Genomic DNA, 22,053 nt, shown 5'->3' with positions numbered 1-22,053 from the left:
GCGGAGTGCCACCCGTGGCGACAGATGACTGTTATACTGTTCGGAAAGGGATGTATCGGGCCGGAATATGGTCGGTTGTTCTGATCCTGTATGCCTGTCTTTGTGCGGCGGGATGTGTCGCGCACCCCCCGGGTGCGGTCGATACGGATACGGCCGTCGTCGTTCGCGACGTATCCCCCCACGAAGCAGCCTTTCTTATTGAAAAAAATGCAGGCAATGCCGATTTTATCATCCTCGACGTCCGGAAACCCGATGAGCGTGCACAGGGATTCATTGCGGGATCGGTCAACCTCGACACACGGGATCTCAATTTTACCGACCGTCTCGCAGCCCTCGACCGGAACAGGGAGTATCTCCTGTATGATACCACAGGGAGTCGGAGCGCCTCCACGATGTCGCTGATGGAGGAGATGGGCTTTATGAAAATTTATACCCTGGAAGGCGGCATTAATGGATGGAAAATAGCGGGATACCCTGTCGTAACTCCGGAAAACGGATTCCAATAACGGGATTCAGGTATCCTCGCCGTCTTTTATATACACGACTCCTTCCGGCGTTTCGGGTAGTTCGTCGGTGATGACGATAGTGCCGGAAATGCGGTTGAAGAGCCGCAGCCGCCGGCCTCCCATCGCCAGCCACCCGATCAGGCAGTCGATGACGAGCAGAAATGCCTTGCCGAAACTTTCGATGGCTGCGTTCGCATATCCGGCCGGGGTTCCGTCGGCGGCGGTCATGCGGATGTGCATGACCATCTTTCCGGCCGACTGCCCCGTCCTCCCTTCAAGGATCGTCCAGTAGACCCACTGCAGGACGCCGTGCGTGGCAATCTGCTCTATTCCCGAAAATGGAAGGGATGCGCCTGACCGGACGAAGACGGCTATGGGTTCCACATCACCGACGCGATAATCCCGACAAGGATAATGTCGATAAGCCAGGCCCAGAAGCGCGATCCCCACGTCGCAAGGCGGAGTTGTATCACCACCGGCTCGTCTGTCCTGTCAGTCATCTTCGGAGAGCAGTTTCCCGGCTTTTCCGATGGAATCCCTGTCCATTTCATGGATTAGTATCGTCACCCAGTCGGGGGGGACATTAAGGGTGGTCACGATAAGGTCGGTAATCCCTTCGACGAGCTGTTTCTTCTGTTCGCGTGTCCGTCCTTTGGAGATTTCAAGCGTAACGATTGGCATGGTTGATCAATCTGTGTGTTTGCTCCCTGACCGTATCAATGCTTTGAGGCGTGCGTCAGAGCACGCCGCACACGGAAAGGTAATAGATATTTCGGACCTGCTGTGCCGATGCCTCCGAGACATGGCGTGCGATGCACCCGGCAACGTCTTCCACGTCCTCTTCGGGCAGACACCCGAGACTCTCGTCCCCGGAGAGGATACGATCGGTGAGATATTTCCATTCGTCTGCGGATAATCGCCCGATACGCCGCCTGAAGTCCTCATTGTCCACGGCGATGTGATTCGAGAGCGGAGGGAGGATTGAGTGGAAGTCGTGCCCCGAGCCGGGACAGCCGATGCCCTCCCGTTCAGGGGCCAGTTTCCGGAGTATGGCGATATCCGCCGGGGTAAGGTCACGCGGCACCTGCCTGTACCTCCGTTACCGGCGCCCGAAGATCCATGCCCCGAGCAGACCACCCGCCACCACCCATCCCGCGCCCGCGGATTGTGTCGGTGACGGCGATGCAGGCTGTTCGGGTGTCGTGAGGGCCGTCGACACCGGTGTGGGCCGCTTCAGTGTCCGGGTGACGTTCGTCGTCCTGCCGGTCTCGACCTGCACCGTCTCCTCGATCGGGGTGAAATTGTCTGCCAGCAGGACGAGGGTGTACGTTCCGGGGTCGAGGGCCCTGATCGTGACGGGAGTGGTTCCCTGCTCGTTTCCGTCCAGCAGGACACGGGCACCCGCAGGGATGGACGTGACGAGAATCGAGCCGGTCGTCACCGTCTCGATACCGCCTGCGGCGAGGACGACCGAGATCGTTTCGTAGTCGGTGCCGGCCAGATCCTGCCTGCCGTTCGGGAGGAGTACGGCGTAGACCGTGTACGTCCCGGCGTCAGGAGTGCCGCCGCCGGTGCGGGTATTCCACCGGTAACTCCAGGTGGTGCCCATCACAGTTACGCGCGTAAAACTGCCGGGATTGCCTGTGACGACCGCCGACCTGATATTGTCGAGCCTCACTCCGTTCGGAGCGAGGTTGGGGCCCGTGAGAAAGAGGTAGACCGTGTCGCTCCCCGCAGCCGCACCGGAGAGGCGCACCTCATCCCCGATGGTGGCGGTGACGGTTTTCGCACAGGAGACGCCCGGAAGTGTCGCGGCGGCAAGGAGTATGCCCAGCAGGCAGACGGCGGCCATTCGCAGGACCCGGGCGGTGTCTGGTATGTCTCGCATACATCTCCTATGCCGCAAAAACCAAGATAAAGATATGGACGTCTCCTTTTCGGGAGAAGACATATTGCCGTGGCGGGAGAAAATGCATCTGACGAAAACCGGATGGTGGTCCGGAGAGGTGTGTGATCCGAATGGCAGTACAGAAAGTTCTTATTGCATACGCGTCCCGGTACGGCTCGACCCGTGAGATTGCCGAGGCGATCGCGGAAGTTCTGCAGGAGCAGGGTATCGAAAGCGATCTGAAAAGCGTTATGGAGATAAAAAACATCACCGGGTACGACGGCATCGTGATCGGAAGCCCGATCTACATGGGAAAATGGCTTGTCGAAGCGGTGGATTTCGTGAAGCTCTTTCAGGAGGCGCTCAGGAAAATGCCGGTTGCCATCTTTGCCGTCGGATTCTCGATGCGGGAGCCGACCGAGGATAACCGCCAGAAAGCCCTTGCCGCAATCCATGCGATCCGCCCGTATGTGCATCCCCTCGACGTGGGGATCTTTGCAGGAAAAATGGTTTTCGAAGAACTTTCCGAAGCCGACCGGCAGATAATCTCCCTTTCCGGGGCCTCGGAATCGGCCGACTTCAGGGACTGGGACGAGATCGCCGCATGGGCGGGAGAGCTTAAAGCGATCCTTGAACCGCCTGCGTAACGTGCGTCAGCCCCGGTCCGGGAACGGGCTTCGGCCGGAACCCGGCACCATCCGGCGCTTCTTCGGCTGTAGCGACGGGATCGCGGCCCCTCACCGCTACATCCCGAAATCGAAGAGCGTGGTGCGGGTCGGGTCCATATCCGACCATTTCCACCCGACGGCCTCGATGATCCGGGCGATCGGCTGTTTCAGCGTCTTGTCGAGCATCGTCTCCCAGTCGACCACAAACTCCTCCGGAACCTGGTCCGGGTATTCAAAGCAGATTACGTCGGTTTTCGGGTATCGTGCCGTTACTGTTTTGATATAGAGCCGTTTCGGCTTGCTTCCCCGCTTGAAATCGGTGCCCAGGTATTCGTTCGAATAGAAGGCTCCCCTGATGTGGGCGTCCTTCGTCTCGTAGGTGTCGAGATGTTTGCCGATTCCGCCGGGAATCCCCACCTCGTCGAGAGGGTACTCGCCGCGCCGGTACCGCCGGATGACAGCGGAGAGATACGCTCTCACGTCGGCGAGGTCCTTGCCCCTGAGGATGAGCCCCATCACCCGCTCCTGCACGTCGCGGGTGATCTGCGGGGAGTCGCTCCGCCGCATCTCGAATCCGACGATGTCGATCGTGTCGACCTCCTTTCCCTCTTTCCAGATCAGGTGGCCTGCGTACCGTTTCTTCTTTCCCGCCTGGAAGAAGTGCCTGTACACCTTTTCGAACTTGATGGAAAAGTAATGGCTCTCCGCACCCAGCACGTCGCGGGCGAAACCCGAATAACTCGTATTCAGACGCTCTTCGATCGAGCGGGCGGTCCGGATCGTGGCATCGAGATCGGCGGCGGGCAGCTGCACCATGCACGAGTCCGTGTCGCCATAGAGGACGGTGTATCCGATCTCCTGTATCACCGTTCTCGTGTGTTCGATAATCGCCCGCCCGACCGAGGTGACCGCCGATCCGATCTCGCGGTCGTACAGGCGGAACCTTGCGTAGCCGGAGACGCCGTAGTAGGTGTTCATGATTACCTTCAGCACGTTCTGCTGGATATCGTAGAGCCTGTACTCGGGCGACCCGTACGGGAATGTATTGCGGAGCTCTTTCTTATCGTCGCGCTCGGCGAGAAGCTCGGCGATGATGCTCCGCGTAAGCCCGTCCGGTGACTTCCGGAACCTGATGCCGTTCGGGGCGCACAGCTCGCCGTCCGGGTCCTTCGTCTCCGGCGACGCGTTGATGGTCATCATCGCCATCGGGTAGAGGGATTTGAGGTCGAGGACGATTACGTTCTCCTTCACGCCGCGTGTGGGATCGAAGACCGTCGCACCCTCGAACTCCTCGGCATCGGCAAATCCCTTCGAAGGCAGCACGAACGTGCCGAACGCTTTCCTGAGAATGTAAATGTCGATGACGTTCGAGGAGTTGAGGGTGCGATCGAGGGGGCAGCCGACATAGCGGGCGATCTCGCGGTAAAAATCGATGATGCTGTTCTTCGTGTTGATTGCCACGCATAGCTCGACATCGCGGAGGTTGTATTCGATGAGCCGTGCCGGATCATGCCTCCAGAGGTCGCTGATCGAACCTGCGTACCGAATTTTGCGGATGCCGAGCTCATCTTCCGCGATCGCGTCGAGCCGGTACGACTCTTTCTGGCTCCCCTGCATCTTCCGGTATGCGGAAAGCAGGTCGAAGACCGACCGCCCCCGCACGGCGTTCCGTCCCGATTGTCCGGGAAGTCGGGCCATTTTATCGGGGCGCAGGCCCAGCACGTCCATCCGGCGGACGATGTACGGGATATCGAACTCGGTGAAATTCCAGCCGCTCAGAATATCGGGGTCCGTTTCGGTGATGTAGTCGGCAAATGCGGACAGCATCTTCTTTTCGTCTTCGAAGATGCAGACGGCATGAGTGCCCTCGCGGAAGCACGGGTTGTCGGGATCGCCCCGGTGATGGAGCTCTATCGTACCCGGATCATTACCCGGTGCATTGAGGTAGAACGTGGTGTAGGCATCCTCAAAGGAGTCATGGCCCGTGATGCAGATGATCCGGTCCCTGTCAGGATCGGGAAATCCCCTCTCGTCCTCGCACTCGATATCGATCAGGCAGAGGCGTGCGGGCGCCGTGACCACCGCGGGCCGGACCTCCTCTTCGCCTGCGATCGTGCCGGGAACGATCGCGCCGCCGGTGATCCCCTTGTCGATCATAAACCGCGTGGCAAACGGAATATCCGCCTCGAAATGGATGTATCTCTCCCGCACATCGCGCACATCCGTCGGCCGCAGCGTGTAAATCCGCCGGAGCTCCTCCCCGCGGATAGACCAGTACCGCCGGGAGAGGTCTGCCTCCGCACTCCCCGGGAGCGGCACATCCCTGGCCTGATCGAGGGGGACGTAGAAATACGGCCTGAATCCGCTGACTTCCACGTGCACCGCCTCGCCGGTCTCCCGGCGGCCGAAGAGATGGATCAGCGGTCCTTCGGGGGTGGTGCTGTATTCTACCTGATTGACGGCGATCCTCAGCGGTTCTTCCCCGGCAGTCACAGGCCAGCCTTCCTGCAGAGTGACCGTATGCTCTCCGCCGCGGCACGGAACTGCTCCGCTTCGCGGGGAGAGAGATCGATTTCGATGACGGATTCGATACCGCGGCTCCCGATCTCCGCAGGGACTCCGACGGCAACGCCCTCCTCGCCGTATTCACCCTCAAGCACGCAGGAACAGGGCAGGATCACCCGCTCGTTCCCGATGATTGCCCGGATAAGGCGCACAATTCCGAATGCGGGCCCGAAGACCGTCCCGCCTTTGCCCCGGATGACCTGCATACTCGCCTGCCGCATCTCCTGAAGGATCTCGTCCTGCTCCGTGTCGGGGACCGTGAACGGGAGCCGGGAAAAGAGCGGCACCTGATGCTCCCCGTGCTCCCCGAGCACCCACGCCTCGTCCGCATCGTAGCCTCTGTCGGCCAGGAATTCCCTGAACCGTGCGCTGTCGAGCTGTCCCCCGAAACCGATCACGCGGTTCCGGTCGAGGCCGGATGCCTGCTGAAGGTAGAAGGTATTTGCGTCCATCGGGTTCGTGACGGTGATAGCCACGCCCTTAAATTCCTCCAGGTACCTGCTGCAGAGGCCGGCGACCGGGAGATTCGCCCCGAAAAGGTCCGCCCGGGTGCGGATAGTGGGATTTCGGGGTGTGCCTGCGGTAAAGACAAAGATGTCCGTGTCGCGGATGCCGTCCGGGTCGCTCGTGATGGTGATGTCGAGGCCGGTGTGGCGGAGGTCGAGCACCTGCGCCCCAAGGAGGGGGGTATACGTATCGAGAAGATTGAGCTCGTCGACGAGGCCGGTGGCAGCAGCGAGAAATGCCACTTCGCCCCCGACGCGTCCCACACCCATCACGGAGAGACTTGTCATGCGGATAACTATGGGTATGCTAATAATAAATAACTACAATTTTTATCGGAATGGTGCGGCTTCAATCCGGTCCGGTGGACGTCGGGGGGGTGACGCTCCGCAATCATCTCGTGCTGGCCGCAGGCGTGCTCGGGACGACCGGAGCGTCGCTTGCCCGGATGCTCCGCGAAGGCGCCGGCGGGGTAGTGACGAAATCCATCGGCCCGTATCCGAAAGACGGGCATCCCGGTCCCTGCGTGGCGGTGTATGAGGGTGCGGTGATGAACGCAATGGGGCTCCCGAACCCGTCCCGCGAATTTGAGGACGAAATGGAGGGTCTTTGGGGCGAGCCGGTGGTCGTAAGCATCTTCGGCGGAAATCCCGGCGAGTTTGCGGAGGTGGCGTCATGGTTCGCGGGGCAGGCGGCCGGATTCGAGCTGAACCTCAGCTGCCCGCATGCAGAAGGGTACGGAGCGGCGCTCGGAGCGGATCCGGCGCGTGTCGAGGCATGCACCCGTGCCGTGGCCGCAACCGGGGCTCCCTGCTGGGTGAAACTCACCCCGAACGTGACCGATATCGCCGCATGCGGCAGGGCTGCGGAGCGGGGCGGCGCCACGGCGGTCGTGGCGGTAAATACCCTGAAAGCGATGCGGATTTCGACCGCACTCCGGCGCCCCGTGCTCGGGTACGGCTTCGGCGGGCTCTCCGGGCCGGCAATCTTCCCGGTTGCCGTCCGGTGCGTCTACGAGCTCTATGAAGCCTGCCGCATCCCCGTCATCGGGTGCGGAGGCGTCGCAACGGCGGACAACGTCGTGGAGATGATGATGGCGGGCGCGAGTGCCGTGCAGATCGGGAGTGCCGTCCTTGACGGAACGGGGATCTTCGGAGCGATTGCCGCGGAGCTCTATGCGGATGACGGCATTCCGGCGGAGGAGATTGTGGGGTGCGCCCATGCATGAGATTCCCTCCGTGCCGGTGACCGTCACCCGCATCGTGGAGGAGACTCCTACGGTCCGGACATTCTTCTTCGGGAAAGCGTTTCGTGCACGGCCCGGACAGTTCGCGATGGTCTGGGTGCCGGGCGTGGATGAGATTCCGATGGCCCTCTCCTCGGATAGCAGCATCACGGTCCAGAAGGTGGGCGACGCGACGGGGGCCCTGTTTGACCTCCGGGAAGGGGACATGCTGGGTATCCGGGGGCCGCTCGGGAACGGATTTACGGCCTCCGGCCGCATCCTTGCGGTTGCGGGGGGCATCGGGGCAGCACCGCTCCTGCCGCTTGCCCGGGAGGGGAGTGCGGAGACGTTTCTGCTAGGTGCCCGGACCGGGGACGAGCTCGTGTTCCGGGATTCGCTTCCGGCACTCACGGATGTGCGGATTGCGACCGACGACGGCACCGCCGGGCATCACGGTTTTGTCACCGGCCTCCTTGCCAAGCTCGATCCGGCCGCGTACGACGCCATCTGTGTTTGCGGGCCGGAGGGGATGATGGTGGCTGTGCTAAGAGCGCTCGATGCCGCCGGGGTTGCCGGCCGGGGGCAGTTTTCACTGCACCGGTATATGAAGTGCGGCGTGGGGATCTGCGGTTCGTGCTGCATCGATCCCTCCGGGCTCCGTGTCTGCCGCGACGGCCCGGTCTTTTCCGGGGATCTCCTGCTGGAGAGCGAGTTCGGTGCATACGCCCGCGATGCAAGCGGCCGGAAAAAGCGTTTCTGACTACTCTTTCCTTTTACCGATCCGGTCTTTTCCGGCTTACCGGTGGTATGTCTCGCCGCGACTGATGCGCATCGCCCGGTAGCACTGCTCGAGCACGAGCAGGCGGACGATCTGGTGCGGAAAAGTTGCCCGGGAGAGGCTCCACCTGAAGTCCGCCCGCTCCCTGAGGGCGGGGGAGACGCCAAGTGTTCCGCCGATGATAAATGCGAACCGGCTCTTCCCCGAGATCGTCAGCTCCGCGAGCGTTTTTGCAAGCTCTTCCGAAGACCACTGCGTGCCTGCGCAATCGAGCAGGACCACCATGTCGGAGGGTGAGATATCCGAAAGGACGCGATCGCCTTCTCTGGAAAGGATCCGGGCATGCTCCCCCGCTGTCAGTGCTCCCGGGATCGGCTCGTCCGGATATTCCGTAACGGTGATGCCGGCATACCCGGAAAGCCGTTTTTTATACTCAGCTACTGCTTCACGAAGATATCCCTCTTTGATCTTACCGATCGCGAGCACGCGGATGCGCACTGCCATACCTCATTCCTCCTCACTGTTGCCGTTAATCCGGCGGAGGGATTCGAGATCGTTGATATTGGTGAAGGTTTTCAGGTTGGGATCAATGGGACGCAGCATATCGACATGGATATACCGGGGCGACAGCGACCGTACCATATCGCGGAGAGACAGCGAGGTATGGTCCTTGAGGTACGTCATGAGGGCGCTTCGACGGTATACCGCATGGAGAGGTTCGAGCATCGAGATGTTCCACGTGGGGATTACCGCATCATAGGTGTCGATGAGGGAAAAAAGGAGCTCGACAACAGCAGGATTGATGCACGGCATGTCACAGGCCGCTACAAAGACGAGGTCGCCGTGCGCCTCCAGCACGCCTGCATGCAGGCCTCCGATGGGTCCGATTCCCGTCCTCTCGTCCGGGATGACGGCGACGCCGTTGATATGGAGGAACCGGCGGCACTGGTCCGGATCTTTTGCGACGACAATAATCTCGTCGGTCACCGAGCGAAGCGCGGACACGAGCCGGTCGATGAACGTCTCGCCCTGGTAACTGAAGAAATATTTTTCCTTTCCTCCGGCACGACGCGCCTCTCCGCCGACGAGAATAATTGCTGTACGCCCGGGCATTGACGGTCACCCGGGCTTTGCGGATATCTGGTGTTCACGAAACGCTATCAGATCGGCGAGGGTAGCATTGACCGGAACGGGTATGCCGTGAAGCCGTCCCTTTGCCACAATCGCACCGTTTAAGGATGCAATCTCCGTCGGCCGCCCCCGTTCGAGATCCTGCAGCATCGATGAATGGTGGAGAGCGGTTGCAGGCAGCTGCACGTCCCTGAGGAATGCCAGGTACTCGTCGGGGGTTGCCCAGGCGGGCCGGACGCCGTCCGCAGCCGCGACGGCAAACGCCTCCGCGACAACCTGTTCGATAATGCGCCATGCCGCCGGGTGGGCAAGGTCGCCGTACGGCACACCCATGATCGCGCCGAGTGGGTTGAGGGCGGCATTGTACAGCGTCTTGCCCCAGAGATCCACCCTGATGTCCCTGCTTTCCTCCGCGTTCATGCCCGCGGCCCTGAATATCTCCACGAGGGCCGAAACGGCACCGTCCGTCCCGGAGGGAAACCGTCCGAGGCGTATGGGGCCGGCTTCGACGGAGACATGAACCTGCCCGTCGCCCTTCCATTCGAATCCGGTGATGATCGTTCCGCCTATCACCCGGCCGGTATACTCCGCGATGATCTCCTCGTTTCCGATGCCGTTCTGGAGGCTGACGACCTCCGTATCCGAACATACGGTGGCGAACTGCGTACAGACGGCCCGTGTATCCTGCGATTTTGCCGTCACGATCACATAGTCAAAGCCGGAATCTTCAGGCAGGGACTCCCCGCAGGGAAAATGATACGTCCCCTCGCCCCAGATGCCGGTCATCACAAATCCGCTCCGGCGAATCGCCTCCGCGTGCCGTCTCCGCGAGACCGCATAGACATCACAGACCAATGAAAGCCGTGCCGCCACCGAAAGCCCCACCGCTCCGGCGCCCACTACCGCGATCCTCATGGTTTTCTCTCCCCGTGAATAGAGTATACGGACTTCAGGCTTATATAATGCATTTTTCCCGTTCCATGGCAAGCAGCGCCTCTTTCAGTGCAATCCCCGAAGAAAATCCGCCGATCCCCCCGGCGGCAACGATCCGGTGACACGGGATGACGAGGGGAACGGGATTCCGTTTCATCGCCATTCCGACGACCCGGGGGTGGGTGCCTGCCGCACGGGCAATCTCTCCGTAGGTGGCCGTACTCCCGTACGGCACCGTCCGCACCGCCCGGTAAATAGCTGCGTACGGGGCGCCGTCATCGGTCGCGGGTGTCGAGAGCATGGAGAGATCCGTCCCCCTGCCACGGAGATATCGCCGCAGGGGTTCCGGAACGGGTCCCTCCCTGTCTGATGCGGCAAACCGCACGCGGTGGATGACACTGCCCGACCATGCTACGTGCACCCACCAGAGCCCGAACCTGCATGCCCCTTCTACGAGCGCCATGCCTCTAACTCCCGGGAAAAAGATGCGATGGTGCAGGAATCCATTTCCTCCTGCATCCACGGGGGAAGGCCCCGGCGCACACCGGATTCGAGGAACCGGCATTCGCCGATTACCAGCATCCCGGTATCCTCCGGTGTCCTGAGGACCCGTCCCAGCGCCTGCAGCGCCCGGTTTATTGCGGGAAGCGTATAGGAGATGAACTCACCTTCGGGCCCGAATTTCCGCCGGAAGTACTGGATGATGATCCGCCGTACATCAGTGTAGGGTGCGAGAGGAAGCCCGATGACAAAGGCGCCCGAGAGCATCTCTCCGCGGTAATCAAGCCCTTCGCTCCATTTCCCGCCGCATACGCCGAAGAGGATCCCGCACCGTCCCCGGGAGGGGAGGGAGAGAAATGTCTGCAGGCTTGTGTTGGCCTCGGATGCCGACGAGGCCTCGCAAAAAACCTCTTTTCCGTTGAGTAATGGAGGAATGTCCGCAGTGTAGGTATTGAGCATCTCATAGGACGGAAAATAGACGGCAAGGTTTCCGGGAAGCCGGGAAAACGTCGTGATGTAGTCGTGGACGCGGGCGGTGTGCCCGGCATCGCCGCGCATCCTGTATGCGGAGGTGATGTCGGTCGCGCATACAATCCGGCGGTTCTCCCTCGGGAAACTGTTCGGGAGCGAGAGGGTGGCAATATCAGACGATTCGAAATACAGGCGGCGGTAGCTCTCCACCGGCGAGAGCGTGCCGGAGATAAGCACGCAGGCGGCGTGGGCGCCCGCAACACCGGTCATCGTTCCCGAGGGATCGATATTCCGCACCTCCAGGGCGACCTCTTCCCCGTCGATCCGGTAGAGGGTCAGATATGCCCTGTCGGTGGTTGCTTCCGAGAGCTGCCTGAAAAATGCCGCCAGCCGTTCCACGGCTGACTCGCGAAAATCGCCCGCTTTCAGGTTCTTTTCGCGGAGCGTCTCCTCGATTCGCAGCAGATCGTCGATAATCGCACCGAGGGAGCCGTACAGCGTGCCGGCGAGCACCGCCCGTTCAAGGATCGCGGGATCGAACCAGTCCTCGGTCTTGCGGGAGCGCCGGAGTGAATCCAGGAACCGTATGATGCGGGGGATGAGGGAGAGGACGGCATCGGCGCCGCGGACACGGTTCCTCATCGCATGAAGCTCGTGGGACGCTGTTTCAAGAGTCCTTTCGTCGAGAACAACGCTCTGGATGCTCTGGATTGTATCGCCGCAGTTGTGTGCCTCATCAACAAGAAGCAGGGTGTTTCCAGCCTCGATATCCAGCGACTGGTAGAGCTGCTCCCTGATTGCATCGTTGAAGACATGGTGGAAGTTCAGGACCACGACATCCGCGTCCCGGGCTGCCTGCAGCATAATCTCATACGGGCAGAGGTCACCGGCTATTTCGCCGAGCCGCTCGGGCACTACCAGTTTTGAGGAAGCCTGTCCCGCACGGGCGCGGAGGGTTGCCGAGGGAATCATCCTGAGCCCGTCCGCAGTGTCGGAAAATGCCCTGCTCCTGATGAAATAGGGGCATATCAGGGGTTTTTCCGCCGACATCCTCGCGATCTGCTGCCTGACGAACGGATCCTGTGCCGGTACGAGGGCGCCTTTCTGCGCCCGCTCCCTCATCAGCGTGGCTGAAAACGCCTTGAGCCCCTCGCAGACGCGGTACGCGTCTCCCTCGCAAGCCATGGGGCACATGGTCCGTTTCCCGATGAGAAACGCACATTTGAGGCCTCCCCTTTTCTTCCGGATCAGGTCGATCTCTCTGACAAATGTCGCGAGCTGGCTGACCGTACGAACCGCGACCACGACTTTCCTCCCCTGTGCCGCCGCAAGGCATGCCGCAACCACGCTCGATTTGCCGCTCCCTGTCGGAGCGTCGATCATGGCAGTGCGGCCTTCGCTCACGCATTCCATGGCAAAATCCAGCATCCGGCGCTGCCCGGGACGATAGGCGTCGTACGGGAACCAGCTGTCGAGGGAATCCATCGCAGTAACTATGTGCTTTCTCCGCATTTGTAGTATCGCCGTGCGGGGCGAACACTACCGTTCCCTGTTCCTTAATATACAATCAACGGTATAAGGAGCCTTATGATACGGGAAATCGGCATTTTCCTCGTGCTGCTCATATCTGCCGCCGCCCTGTATTTTATCGACCGCCAGTTTTCCGTGATGTATATAGGGCCGATTGCCTCTTCGCTTCTCTGGATTTCAGTCGCGTACCTGTTTTTCGAAATCATTGTCGCCCGAGTCGCGAACCGGACAATCAAGGATGCAAAAACCCGATATTCGTTTAAAAAGGCGATATCCATTCTTTTTCTCGCCACGGTTGCCGTCCTCCTGATCCGGGTGTGGGTGGCGGACGCGCAGTCCCTGCTCGTCTCCTACGGTATCATCGCAGCCGGGGTTGCGATTGCTCTCCAGGACTATTTCCGGGGTTTTGTCAACGGCATTGCCATCGCTGTTTCCGGGGTATACCGTGTCGGGGACCGGATCGAGGTCGACGGCGTATTCGGCGATGTCATGGATATCGGCCTTCTCAATACCACGCTCATGGAGATGAGAGGGTGGGTGCAGGGTGATCAGCCGACAGGACGCATCGTGGTGATGCCGAACAACGCCGCCCTTTCGACAAGGATATTCAACTATACCCGGGATCACAGCTTCATCTGGGACGAAATCGTCGTGCCGATCAGCTATGATAGTGACTGGAAAAGCGCCATCGATATCTTTCTGGGGATTATCAGGAACGAAACGGGTGCGATCGCCAAACAGGCCGAGCAGGAGATCGACCGGATAGGCGAAATCTATTACCTCCCCCGAAAGGTGACGGAGCCCGCCGTTTTCCTTACCGTTACGGACAACTGGATCAGCATTGCGCCCAGGTATGTGACCGATGTCAAAAGCCGCCGATCGACGGCTGACCGGATAAACCGCCTCATCCTGGAGGCGGTCGAGTCGTCGGAGCAGATCCGAATTGCAAGTGCGACCTTCGAGATTACCGGAAAACAAACGGTCGGTCCTACCGGGAGCGGGAAGACTCCCTGATCCTGCCCCGGAAACCTTCCGGTTTTTATATCAGGTCGTCCCATCTCTCCAAAAACGGAGGCATGCGTCAGTGAAAAATCACGCCGCCAGAGCATCATCGAAGGCGGGGCTGCCGCCCGGGACACTGATCCATGTCGGGGAGGCAAAGGCCGAATCGTCGGTCATCACGGTGATTGACTACGATGAAGACCATTTTACCGAAGAGCAAAACGTCTCCGTCGAGGTGGCGGCTACCCGTGCCAGCGCCCCGTCGGTCACCTGGATCAACATTGACGGTCTCGCGGACACCCATCTCATCGAGGCCCTCGGCAATCGCTTCTCCCTGCACCCCCTCACGCAGGAGGATATTCTCAATACCACTCAGCGCCCGAAACTGGAGGAGTTTGACGAATACCTCTATGTCGTCATAAAGATGCTTTTTATCGACCGGAACGAGGAGATCTGCGCCGAGCAGGTGAGCCTTATCCTCGGGGATCGTGTCGTCATCTCGTTTCAGGAGCAGAAGGGCGATGTCTTTGAGAGCATCAGGAACCGGCTCCGGACCGGCAAAGGGCGCATCAGGAAATTCGGTCCCGATTATCTCATGTATACGATGCTTGACGCGATCGTGGACGGATACTTCAGTGTGTTTGAGAAGATGGGGGAGTGGATCGAGGAACTTGAGGACGAACTGGTCACCGATCCCGACCCCCAGACCCTTGAGACCATCTATTCCCTGAAACGGGATCTTATCTACCTCCGGCGCTCCATCTGGCCTTTGCGCGAGGTTATCGCCGCGATGGGCCGGGGTGAAACCAACCGGATCCCGGAGGCGACATTGATCTACATCAGGGATGTCTACGACCATGTTATCCAGGTTGCCGATACGCTCGAGACCTACCGCGATATGGTCTCGGGCATGCTCGACATCTACCTGTCAAGCATCAGCAACAGGATGAACGAGATCATGAAAGTGCTCACCATTATCGCCACCATCTTTATTCCGCTCACCTTTGTCGTGGGGCTGTACGGGATGAATTTCAAGTACATGCCGGAACTGGGATTGGAGTTCGGCTATCCCGCCGTCCTGGTGGTGATGGCGCTGATTGCCGCCGTTGAAATCATCTATTTCCGGAAAAAACGGTGGATATAAGCTCAAGGAGGGCTACCGCCCGGGCAAGCCCGCGGAGGCTTTCGGGAGCTGCGAGCCGGAGCCGGTGGTGAACGGGCATCAGCCCCTGAAAGATTGCCGGGTTGCCGCCTTCCGTTTCGAGAGCGCCGCACCGAGCGCGGACAGGAGGGGGGATAGAGGGGCGGCAATGACGGTGAACTGCCCCTTGGCGCTGGTAAATGACGGGTGAAAGGCGAAGTGCATGACCGGGTATCGTCATCCCGGGGATAAAAAAAGGGGCGGGGGATGAAATTAAACGGGTGCTATGCGGCGGCGGCCCCGTCCGGGGCGCCGGCCGCATGCTCCCGACCGGCGGTGAGGGCAAGGATGGCCGGCATGACGAGGATCGCGCCCAGCAGGGCAAACCCGACGGAGATGACGGTGAGGATGCCGAAGTTGCTGATGATGCCGAAACTCGAGAGCATGAGCGCCGAGAACCCGAAGACAGTTGTCAGCCCCGAGACGGTGATGGCAGTCCCGATCTTCTGCACGCTCGCCCGGATGGCGGGTATGAGCGCGAGCCCCCGTGCCCGCTCCTCGTAGCAGCGTTCCATGATCAGGATGGTATACTCCGAGGCAACCCCGATCGTCATCGATCCGAGGGTCGCGGTCATCGGGGTGTACTCGATTCCGAGGAGGTACATCATCACCCCGTTCCACCCGATGATGAGGACGATCGGCACGAGCGGCGTTGCCGCCTTTTTCGCTTTTCTGTAGACGGCAAAGAGGAAGAGAAAGATCAGCGAAAAGCCCAGGAGTGTCATCGTGGTCTTTCCCTCGCGGATCTCCCGGATGAGGTTGGTGAACATCTCGCCCTCGCCGGTGATGGTGGCAGTGATGCCGGGCGGCGGCTGGAACCAGGCAATCTCGCGCTGCAGGCCGTCGATGAACGACATGGCGACCTCGTTTTCCATTTCGACCATTGAAAACTCGATCACCGCCGAGGTCCTGCCGTCAGCGTAACGGGCCACGGTCTCCGCCGGGATGGCGGCGAGCGCCTCGTCGAGCGCCGCTTCGCTCTCCGGCATCGTCCCGCCCGTCACGATGAGGACTTCGGTGACAATGCTGTGCGAACCGGTAATCTTGGCGTTGTGCTCCTCCTCGTATACCTGGAAGTCATGCATCCACGAAAGACCGGGAAGGGACACGACGCCGTCGCCCCGCACGTAGACAGGGACGGTCGAGGTCGGGCCCATGGTCCGGACCACCTTGTCCAGGTTCACTTTGGCGGGCATGTCGGCGGGGACGAAGGTATTCTCGTTGGTATTGACAGGGATCGTGCTGTCGATCTGGATGCCGGCGATCGCGACTAGGCTGCAGACCAGCAGTACAGGGAGGGGGTTTTTCGCAACCCCTTCGACGACAGTGCCGATGGCGGCGTTGTATCGGAGCAGGAGGGGGCTGTCTCCGGTGGCAGCAGGGCGGGGCCGGTAGGAAAGCAGGGTGCCTGCGGTCGGCACGATGATCAGGGCGGCAAGGTAGCAGGAGACGACGCCGATGACGCAGACCATGCCGAAACTCCGGATCATCGGCAGCGGGGAGATCCACATGGCGAGAAATCCCATCGACGTTGCGAGCATCGCGTACAGCACGGAGGGCCCCGACCGGGTGATGGTGGCGGCGACGGCGTCGGTAAGCGATCCCTGGCGGGCCTCTTCGTCGAATCTCGAGTGAAACTGGATGGCGTAGTCGATGCCGATCCCGATGAGCACCGGGAATGCGGCGATCGTCACCATGTTGATCTTCATGCCGGCGAGGCCCATGAACCCGAACGTGAACACAAGGCCCGTTGCCACGATGGCAACCGAAAGGAGCCGGTACCGCACATGCCCGAAGAGCAGGCCGACGGCGACGACCATCAGGGCGAGCGCTGCCAGGATCAGCGTGCCCATCGACGAACCCATCTCGGCGCTCATCTGGCTTTCGAAGGCTGGTGAGCCGGTGAGGCTTGCCGTGAAGCCGGGCGGCGTATCTGCAAGCGCGATGCGAGATTCGAGGGCTTTCAGCAGCGCCTCCTCCGATGCAAGCGACATGCCCGGCTCGGGGGTAACCACGATGATCGTCATCGAGGGGGACGGCAGGATCAGGGAGAGCGTCTCCTGCGGCAGCTGTCCGGCGGCCGCGGTAATCGCCGCATCGGACACGGGCAGCGTCCCGCCGTTTGCAGCCGCAAGAAGATCGGAAAGGGCGGTGATGCCGCTGACATACTGTTCGTTTGCGCAGTCGCGGGCAAGGCGGTCAAGGTAGGCGATCACGGCGGGATCGGTGACATCGTCCCCTTCGACGAGGATCATGATAGCGTCGGAGAGGAAGGTGTCGGAATACTGTGCAAGCAGGATGCCCCGCTCGGAGCTGGTGTCGACGTAGGTGTCGTATCCCGTCTCCATCGACGTCAGCGTGGTGCCGTACAGCGCCACGGCGGCAACGCAGCATACCAGCAGCGCGATGATGCCGGGATAACGGTTGATGGCGCTGGCAAGAGAGAAAAACGGTGATCCCATGGGATTACTCCGTCAGGTGCAGGGAATGTGCGGCGGGAGGAAGCCCCGCTGCAGTGCGTTCCGGTTTCATGCCCGCTTCCGGATCCGCAGGAAGTAGTACGCGGAGCTGACGCATCCGATCAGCAGGAAGCCTGCAGCCAGGGGTGAGAGGAGTGCCGAAGCCCCGCCGCCGTTGTCGGCAATGTCGACTTCTATCTTGACGGTGTCGGAGATCTGGCTGTTGTCGAGCGCGTCTCGGTAGCGGACCTCGGTATCGATGCCGTACTGCTTCTCGGTTGCGCCTGTGTCGATCGCCACCTCAAAGCGGGCGTTGGCGCTTTCTCCCGGGGCAAGATCGCCGAGATAGGCGGTGTCATCGCTGCTGGTGAAGGGATCGACCGCGGAGATGCGTGCCTGTGCACGGTAGGCGGTGGCGGCACCGGTATTGGTGTATGCAACTTCGATGATCCGGGTTTCGCCCGGTGCGATGCTCTCGCTGACCGGCGAGACGGCAAAGGTGCTCTTTCCACCGGCAGTGATTCCGATGGTGACCGCATCGGAGAGGACAACGACACCGTCGCTGTTCTCGTACCGGAGGCGGAGATCGATGGGGTAGGTCTGAGGTTCTGCGGTGGTGGCGACCGAGACTTTAAACGTGCACGGCACCGACGCGCCGGGGGGGAGGTCGCCCGCGAAAACACTGCTGTCGGTCGGGATGAGGGGGCTGTTGCCGTTGCGTTCGATCACGACGACGGCTGCTTTTGCGGTCTCCGTGCCGCTGTTGCGGACCGTCAGCGAGAGGTACCCCTCGGTGCCGACGTTGATACTCTCTGTGCTGACGGCATCGATGGAAATAGCAGCCGCAGGTTTGATCCGGATGGTGACGGGAATTGTCTCGGTTGTGGTTGCGTAGCGGTACACGATCGTGTCCGCGCCGTACTGTTCGGCGCTGGCAAGGTAGGTGTACTCCAGCACGAGTGCCATCGAAACTTCGCCGGCAGCAGCGTTGTCGCCGGTGCGGGCAAGGAAGGTGACGGTCTGGCCCGCCCCGCCGACGATGTCACCGATCATCTGCCGGTCGCTTTTCACCGTCACCGGTGATTCTCCGGCCGTTAAGCGTGCGCTCACCATTTTTGCGGTATTTGGAAGATCGTCGCGGCTGATGATTGAAGACTGGGCGATTTTGACCGCGTTGAGGCCGCGGTTCTCAATCCGCACAGGAATGCTGATCTCTTTGCCCGGAGCGAATTCATTCGGGCCGGCGACCGATGCCGCGAGATCGGGTGCGCCGTAGAGGTACTTGTCACCGGCGGCGACGGGCGCCGCAAGGCACAGCAGCATGATGCAGAGCAGGGCGACAGTGCCGGCGGTGAGGGGGAGATGCATATTCGACATGATGTTCCTCATGTGATCAATGAAATGATTTATTACTATAAAAATATTATGTGTATTTGTTACAAATAATTGTTACACATGTTTGAGACAGATAACGGTCACAAACAAGAGAACCTATTTAACCGGTAGATAGCAAGAGGTATGTGAATGGGCAGGATCGTCGAGGAATTGAACCGGATCAAAACGCTGCTCCGGGAGCACCCGCAGGGCATGAGCATCACGGAGATATCCCGTGAGCTCGGGAAAAACATGCATTCCGTGGGCAGGTATATGGATATCCTGCATGTCTCGGGACAGGTGGAGATGCGCACATACGGTATGGCGAAGGTCTACACGCAGTCGCACCGGTGCCCGATTGCAGGCCTCATCTCCGAAATGAACGAGATGATCGTGATCCTCGACGGCGACCACCGCGTCATGCAGGCCAGCAGGCCCGCTCTCGCCTTTTTCGGGCTCTCTGCTGACGATGTCGTCGGCCGCGACCTGTTCGAGCTGCCGTTTCCCGAACCGGCGCTGCATGATCTTTTCGATGATCTTGCCCCGACGCTCGATCAGAAACCGGGATTGGAGGACGCGCATGTCGTGGTACGGGGGCAGGAGTATTACCTGAAAATCAGGACCATCGCCACCGCCTTCGAGGACGGCAGCGCCGGGTACGTCCTCCTCCTGATCGATGTCACCCTCGAAAAACAGGCGCTTCGCGCCCTGCAGGAGAGCGAACACAATTATCGCGATCTCGTCGAGCTCGCCGACGCGATCATCCTGAAACTCGACCCGGCCGGCCATGTGACATTTTTAAACGAGTATGCAGTGCGTTTTTTCGGCTTTTCCCGGGACGAGCTCCTCGGCAGAAGCGTGATCGGCACGATCGTCCCCCCGGTTGACCTGTCCGGGCGCGATCTGCAGACGATGATCGCGGAGCTCTGTGCGGATCCCGCGCGGTACGCGCAGAACGAGAACACCAATATCACCAAAGATGGGCGGGAGGTCTGGATCCGGTGGACAAACCGGGCCATCCTCGACGAGACCGGCGCGCCGTCGGGGGTGCTCTGCGTCGGCAACGACATCACGCCCAGGAAACATATGGAGGAAGCCCTCCGGAACCGGACCCGTGAGCTTGAAAAACGGGTGCGGGAGCTGGGCTGCCTCTACCGCATCTCGAGCCTCATCGGCAGTGCGGACGACGAGCGGGTGCTGCTGGAGGGCGTCGCCGAGGCCCTCACCTCGGGGCTGCAGCACGCAGCGCATGCCGCTGCCCGGATAACGATCGGGGAGCGGGTTTTCGGCGCACAGTCGCCGGAGAACGCGGCAGCCCGCCTTGCGGTCCCCCTCCCCCCGAACGGTACGATCGAGATGTGGTATGATACGGATGTGCCCCCGGGAGGAAAGCTGTTTCTTTCGGAGGAGCGGCTGCTGATCGATACGGTCGCCCTGCGCCTTGGCCGGGTGCTCGAGCATCTGCGGCTGGAGCATGCACTGGTCAGTGAGCGTGATTTTGCCGGAGCGATCCTGGACGCGATCGGCGCGCTTGTCATGGTGATCGATGCCGGAGGGCGGATTGTCAGGTTCAACCGGCAGTGCGAGGCGCTGACCGGCTATGCCGCCGACGAGGTGGTCGGCCGTCCGGCCTTCGAAACGGTCGTCCCGCCCGGAGAGGCCGACCGGCTACTTGCCGTGATGCAGAATCTTCGTGCCGGCGGGGGATCGCTTCGGGCTGGTGTCGAGGTCATCGACCGCGACGGGCGGCGGCACCGCGTCGCATGGTCCTTCGAGCTCCTGAAGATCGGGGGCGGGGCGGGTGCCTACGCGGTGATGACGGGCATGCCGGAAGGGCGCGAATAACTCCGGGGACCGCTCTTCCCGGCCTTTCGCAGCGGTGCCGCCCCCCGGTATTTAATCTTCGGGGCGCCTATAACTATGATCATGGCGATTCATCCCATTGACTTCCGGTACGGGACGCCGGAGATGCGTGCCGTCTGGGACGAGGAAAACCGCTTTGCCTGCATCGTAACGGCCGAGGCGGCGCTGGCCTATGCGGAAGGCGTGCACGGCCTCATTCCGGTCGATGCAGCGGACGAGATCGGAGAAAAGGCAGGCCTCGCCCGGCTGGAGCGGGCGAAGGCGATAGAGGATGAGATCCACCACGATATGATGGCGATTGTCAGCGCAATTGCAGAAGTCTGCGGCGATTCGGGACGGTGGGTACATTACGGCGCCACGTCGAACGACATCCTCGACACGGCGACCGGCCTCCAGATCCGTGAGAGCCTTGTCCTCCTCGAAGAGAAACTGAAACTCCTGCTCGCTGTCCTTCTCCGCAGGAGCGAAGAGACGAAGGCGCTTGTCTGTGCAGGCCGGACACACGGCCAGATCGGGGTCCCGACGACATACGGTCTCAGGTTTGCCATCTGGGCTTCTGAAGTCGGCCGCCACTTAGAAAGGCTCGGGCAGCTGCGTCCGCGGGCGGCAGTGGGCCAGATGACGGGAGCGGTAGGCACGCAGGCGGCTATGGGGGAGGCGGGCCCCCGTGTTATGGCAACGATGATGGAGCGGCTCGGCCTCACTGCCGTGGATGTCTCCAACCAGCTTGTCCAGCGCGACCGCTATGCAGAGTACTTCATGTTCTGCGCAAACGTGGCGACAACACTTGATAAGATCGGGCTTGAAATACGCATGATGCAGCGTTCGGAGATCGGGGAGCTCGAGGAGGCGTTCGGTGCACGGCAGGTGGGATCGAGCACGATGCCGCACAAGCGAAATCCCATAAAATCAGAGCAGGTATGCGGCCTTGCGCGTATCGTCCGTGCATGCGTCGAACCCGCGCTCCAGAATAATCTTCTCTGGGACGAACGCGATCTTACGAACTCATCCGCGGAACGCGTCCTCTTTCCCGAGGCATCGATCCTTACCGATCACATCCTCCGGGTGATGATCCGCGTCTTAGACGGTCTTGTGATCCGGGAGGAGAATATACGGAGAAACTTAAACCTGCTTCACGGCGTCAATATGGCTGAATCGGTGATGATAGAGCTTACCAAACGCGGCATGGACCGGCAGACGGCGCATGAAATCGTGCGTGTCGCAAGCATGCAGGCACTTTCCGAGGAAAAGCCGCTTGCAGAGGTTCTGTCCGGCCATGCCGGGATCGCCGCGTTGTGCAGCCGCGATGAACTTGAATCGCTGCTTGTTTCGGATCGGTATATCGGAACCGCGGTCCTGCAGGTTGCGGATGTGATTGAAAAACTCACTCCGCTCACCCGATAACCACTTTTTTTGAAAAGGCGGAAGTCTGCTTTTTTAAGGAAAATTCAGAA

General features: G+C 60.7%; 19 protein-coding genes and 2 pseudogenes. 8 read left to right on the top strand and 13 right to left on the bottom strand.

The annotated features are described in order from the left end of the window. Positions 1-50: 50 nt before the first annotated feature. The gene (locus tag APR53_01380; GenBank protein KQC03298.1) at positions 51-506 is read left to right on the top strand and encodes a hypothetical protein; all 456 of its coding nucleotides are present in this window, start codon (positions 51-53) and stop codon (positions 504-506) included. A gap of 6 nt (positions 507-512) precedes the next feature. On the opposite strand, the pseudogene APR53_01375 reads toward APR53_01380, so the two are convergent. From APR53_01375 to APR53_01360, 4 genes and pseudogenes are all read right to left on the bottom strand, one after another. After that, positions 513-1,006 (bottom strand): annotated as a pseudogene (locus APR53_01375) (hypothetical protein). Then, positions 999-1,187 carry a 4-oxalocrotonate tautomerase gene (locus APR53_01370; protein ID KQC03297.1) on the bottom strand — a complete coding sequence of 63 codons (189 nt, stop codon included), beginning with the start codon at positions 1,185-1,187 and terminating at the stop codon, positions 999-1,001. The pseudogene APR53_01375 and the gene APR53_01370 overlap by 8 nt, the downstream one beginning before the upstream one ends. Before the next feature lie 55 nt (positions 1,188-1,242). Further along, positions 1,243-1,590 (bottom strand): hypothetical protein, encoded by a 348-nt coding sequence (locus tag APR53_01365; GenBank protein KQC03296.1) that lies wholly within the window; start codon positions 1,588-1,590, stop codon positions 1,243-1,245. A gap of 15 nt (positions 1,591-1,605) precedes the next feature. After that, a complete protein-coding gene (locus APR53_01360) occupies positions 1,606-2,358 on the bottom strand; it encodes a hypothetical protein (protein ID KQC03295.1) in 753 nt (250 codons plus the stop codon). 167 nt (positions 2,359-2,525) lie between these two features. Here APR53_01360 and APR53_01355 point away from each other — a divergent pair, with 167 nt between their 5' ends. Next, positions 2,526-3,041 carry a hypothetical protein gene (locus tag APR53_01355; protein KQC03294.1) on the top strand — a complete coding sequence of 172 codons (516 nt, stop codon included), beginning with the start codon at positions 2,526-2,528 and terminating at the stop codon, positions 3,039-3,041. Positions 3,042-3,137: 96 nt separating this feature from the next. Here APR53_01355 and APR53_01350 read toward each other — a convergent pair whose 3' ends face one another. After that, complete coding sequence (locus APR53_01350; protein KQC03293.1) at positions 3,138-5,555, bottom strand: DNA polymerase; 2,418 nt, start codon at positions 5,553-5,555, stop codon at positions 3,138-3,140. Further along, positions 5,552-6,421 carry a lactate dehydrogenase gene (locus APR53_01345; protein KQC03292.1) on the bottom strand — a complete coding sequence of 290 codons (870 nt, stop codon included), beginning with the start codon at positions 6,419-6,421 and terminating at the stop codon, positions 5,552-5,554. The genes APR53_01350 and APR53_01345 overlap by 4 nt, the downstream gene beginning before the upstream one ends. Before the next feature lie 50 nt (positions 6,422-6,471). Between APR53_01345 and APR53_01340 the strand changes: the two genes are divergently transcribed. Continuing rightward, positions 6,472-7,359 carry a dihydroorotate dehydrogenase gene (locus tag APR53_01340; GenBank protein KQC03291.1) on the top strand — a complete coding sequence of 296 codons (888 nt, stop codon included), beginning with the start codon at positions 6,472-6,474 and terminating at the stop codon, positions 7,357-7,359. Further along, the gene (locus APR53_01335) at positions 7,352-8,116 is read left to right on the top strand and encodes a dihydroorotate dehydrogenase (protein KQC03290.1); all 765 of its coding nucleotides are present in this window, start codon (positions 7,352-7,354) and stop codon (positions 8,114-8,116) included. Before APR53_01340 ends, APR53_01335 begins: the two co-directional genes overlap by 8 nt. Before the next feature lie 36 nt (positions 8,117-8,152). On the opposite strand, the gene APR53_01330 is transcribed toward APR53_01335, so the two are convergent. The 5 genes from APR53_01330 to APR53_01310 are packed head-to-tail and all read right to left on the bottom strand — an operon-like array spanning position 8,153 to position 12,655. Then, entirely contained in the window at positions 8,153-8,638 is a 486-nt protein-coding gene (locus tag APR53_01330) for a 50S rRNA methyltransferase (protein ID KQC03289.1), read from the bottom strand. Between the two features lie 3 nt (positions 8,639-8,641). Then, on the bottom strand, positions 8,642-9,247 hold the full coding sequence (locus APR53_01325; GenBank protein KQC03288.1) for a molybdopterin-guanine dinucleotide biosynthesis protein A: 606 nt from the start codon (positions 9,245-9,247) through the stop codon (positions 8,642-8,644). Positions 9,248-9,253: 6 nt separating this feature from the next. Continuing rightward, positions 9,254-10,180, bottom strand: coding sequence for a 2-dehydropantoate 2-reductase (locus APR53_01320; GenBank protein ID KQC03287.1), 927 nt, complete (start codon positions 10,178-10,180; stop codon positions 9,254-9,256). A 40-nt stretch (positions 10,181-10,220) separates the two neighbouring features. Beyond that, complete coding sequence (locus APR53_01315; GenBank protein ID KQC03286.1) at positions 10,221-10,661, bottom strand: cysteine methyltransferase; 441 nt, start codon at positions 10,659-10,661, stop codon at positions 10,221-10,223. Then, positions 10,649-12,655 carry a helicase gene (locus tag APR53_01310; protein KQC03285.1) on the bottom strand — a complete coding sequence of 669 codons (2,007 nt, stop codon included), beginning with the start codon at positions 12,653-12,655 and terminating at the stop codon, positions 10,649-10,651. The genes APR53_01315 and APR53_01310 overlap by 13 nt, the downstream gene beginning before the upstream one ends. Positions 12,656-12,757: 102 nt before the next feature. Here APR53_01310 and APR53_01305 point away from each other — a divergent pair. Together APR53_01305 and APR53_01300 are read left to right on the top strand one after the other, a co-directional pair. Further along, positions 12,758-13,651: pseudogene (locus APR53_01305) on the top strand. A gap of 133 nt (positions 13,652-13,784) precedes the next feature. Then, positions 13,785-14,846, top strand: a complete 1,062-nt coding sequence (locus APR53_01300) for a magnesium transporter (GenBank protein KQC03284.1) — start codon at positions 13,785-13,787, stop codon at positions 14,844-14,846. Positions 14,847-15,127: 281 nt separating this feature from the next. Here the strand turns inward: APR53_01300 and APR53_01295 are convergent, their stop codons facing one another. Together APR53_01295 and APR53_01290 are read right to left on the bottom strand one after the other, a co-directional pair. Continuing rightward, positions 15,128-17,365, bottom strand: a complete 2,238-nt coding sequence (locus APR53_01295) for a hydrogenase expression protein HypA (protein KQC03283.1) — start codon at positions 17,363-17,365, stop codon at positions 15,128-15,130. Positions 17,366-17,431: 66 nt separating this feature from the next. After that, positions 17,432-18,730, bottom strand: coding sequence for a hypothetical protein (locus APR53_01290; GenBank protein ID KQC03314.1), 1,299 nt, complete (start codon positions 18,728-18,730; stop codon positions 17,432-17,434). 156 nt (positions 18,731-18,886) lie between these two features. On the opposite strand from APR53_01290, the gene APR53_01285 reads away from it, so the two are divergent. Both APR53_01285 and APR53_01280 read left to right on the top strand, forming a co-directional pair. Then, a complete protein-coding gene (locus APR53_01285; GenBank protein ID KQC03282.1) occupies positions 18,887-20,581 on the top strand; it encodes a hypothetical protein in 1,695 nt (564 codons plus the stop codon). Positions 20,582-20,662: 81 nt separating this feature from the next. Then, entirely contained in the window at positions 20,663-22,003 is a 1,341-nt protein-coding gene (locus tag APR53_01280; GenBank protein ID KQC03313.1) for an adenylosuccinate lyase, read from the top strand. Positions 22,004-22,053: the final 50 nt, after the last annotated feature.

Origin of the sequence: Methanoculleus sp. SDB, assembly GCA_001412355.1 — an archaeon.
Lineage (GTDB): Archaea > Halobacteriota > Methanomicrobia > Methanomicrobiales > Methanomicrobiaceae > LKUD01.
This window is presented reverse-complemented; position numbering and strand designations above follow the sequence as displayed.

Excerpts from the sequence above, each read along its gene's own strand:
- APR53_01380 (KQC03298.1), top strand. The coding sequence starts at position 51 with ATGTATCGGGCCGGAATATGGTCGGTTGTTCTGATCCTGTATGCCTGT.
- APR53_01370 (KQC03297.1), bottom strand. The coding sequence starts at position 1,187 with ATGCCAATCGTTACGCTTGAAATCTCCAAAGGACGGACACGCGAACAG.
- APR53_01360 (KQC03295.1), bottom strand. The coding sequence starts at position 2,358 with ATGGCCGCCGTCTGCCTGCTGGGCATACTCCTTGCCGCCGCGACACTT.
- APR53_01355 (KQC03294.1), top strand. The coding sequence starts at position 2,526 with ATGGCAGTACAGAAAGTTCTTATTGCATACGCGTCCCGGTACGGCTCG.
- APR53_01345 (KQC03292.1), bottom strand. The coding sequence starts at position 6,421 with ATGACAAGTCTCTCCGTGATGGGTGTGGGACGCGTCGGGGGCGAAGTG.
- APR53_01340 (KQC03291.1), top strand. The coding sequence starts at position 6,472 with ATGGTGCGGCTTCAATCCGGTCCGGTGGACGTCGGGGGGGTGACGCTC.
- APR53_01335 (KQC03290.1), top strand. The coding sequence starts at position 7,352 with ATGCATGAGATTCCCTCCGTGCCGGTGACCGTCACCCGCATCGTGGAG.
- APR53_01330 (KQC03289.1), bottom strand. The coding sequence starts at position 8,638 with ATGGCAGTGCGCATCCGCGTGCTCGCGATCGGTAAGATCAAAGAGGGA.
- APR53_01325 (KQC03288.1), bottom strand. The coding sequence starts at position 9,247 with ATGCCCGGGCGTACAGCAATTATTCTCGTCGGCGGAGAGGCGCGTCGT.
- APR53_01320 (KQC03287.1), bottom strand. The coding sequence starts at position 10,180 with ATGAGGATCGCGGTAGTGGGCGCCGGAGCGGTGGGGCTTTCGGTGGCG.
- APR53_01315 (KQC03286.1), bottom strand. The coding sequence starts at position 10,661 with ATGGCGCTCGTAGAAGGGGCATGCAGGTTCGGGCTCTGGTGGGTGCAC.
- APR53_01310 (KQC03285.1), bottom strand. The coding sequence starts at position 12,655 with ATGGATTCCCTCGACAGCTGGTTCCCGTACGACGCCTATCGTCCCGGG.
- APR53_01295 (KQC03283.1), bottom strand. The coding sequence starts at position 17,365 with ATGGGATCACCGTTTTTCTCTCTTGCCAGCGCCATCAACCGTTATCCC.
- APR53_01290 (KQC03314.1), bottom strand. The coding sequence starts at position 18,730 with ATGCATCTCCCCCTCACCGCCGGCACTGTCGCCCTGCTCTGCATCATG.
- APR53_01285 (KQC03282.1), top strand. The coding sequence starts at position 18,887 with ATGGGCAGGATCGTCGAGGAATTGAACCGGATCAAAACGCTGCTCCGG.
- APR53_01280 (KQC03313.1), top strand. The coding sequence starts at position 20,663 with ATGGCGATTCATCCCATTGACTTCCGGTACGGGACGCCGGAGATGCGT.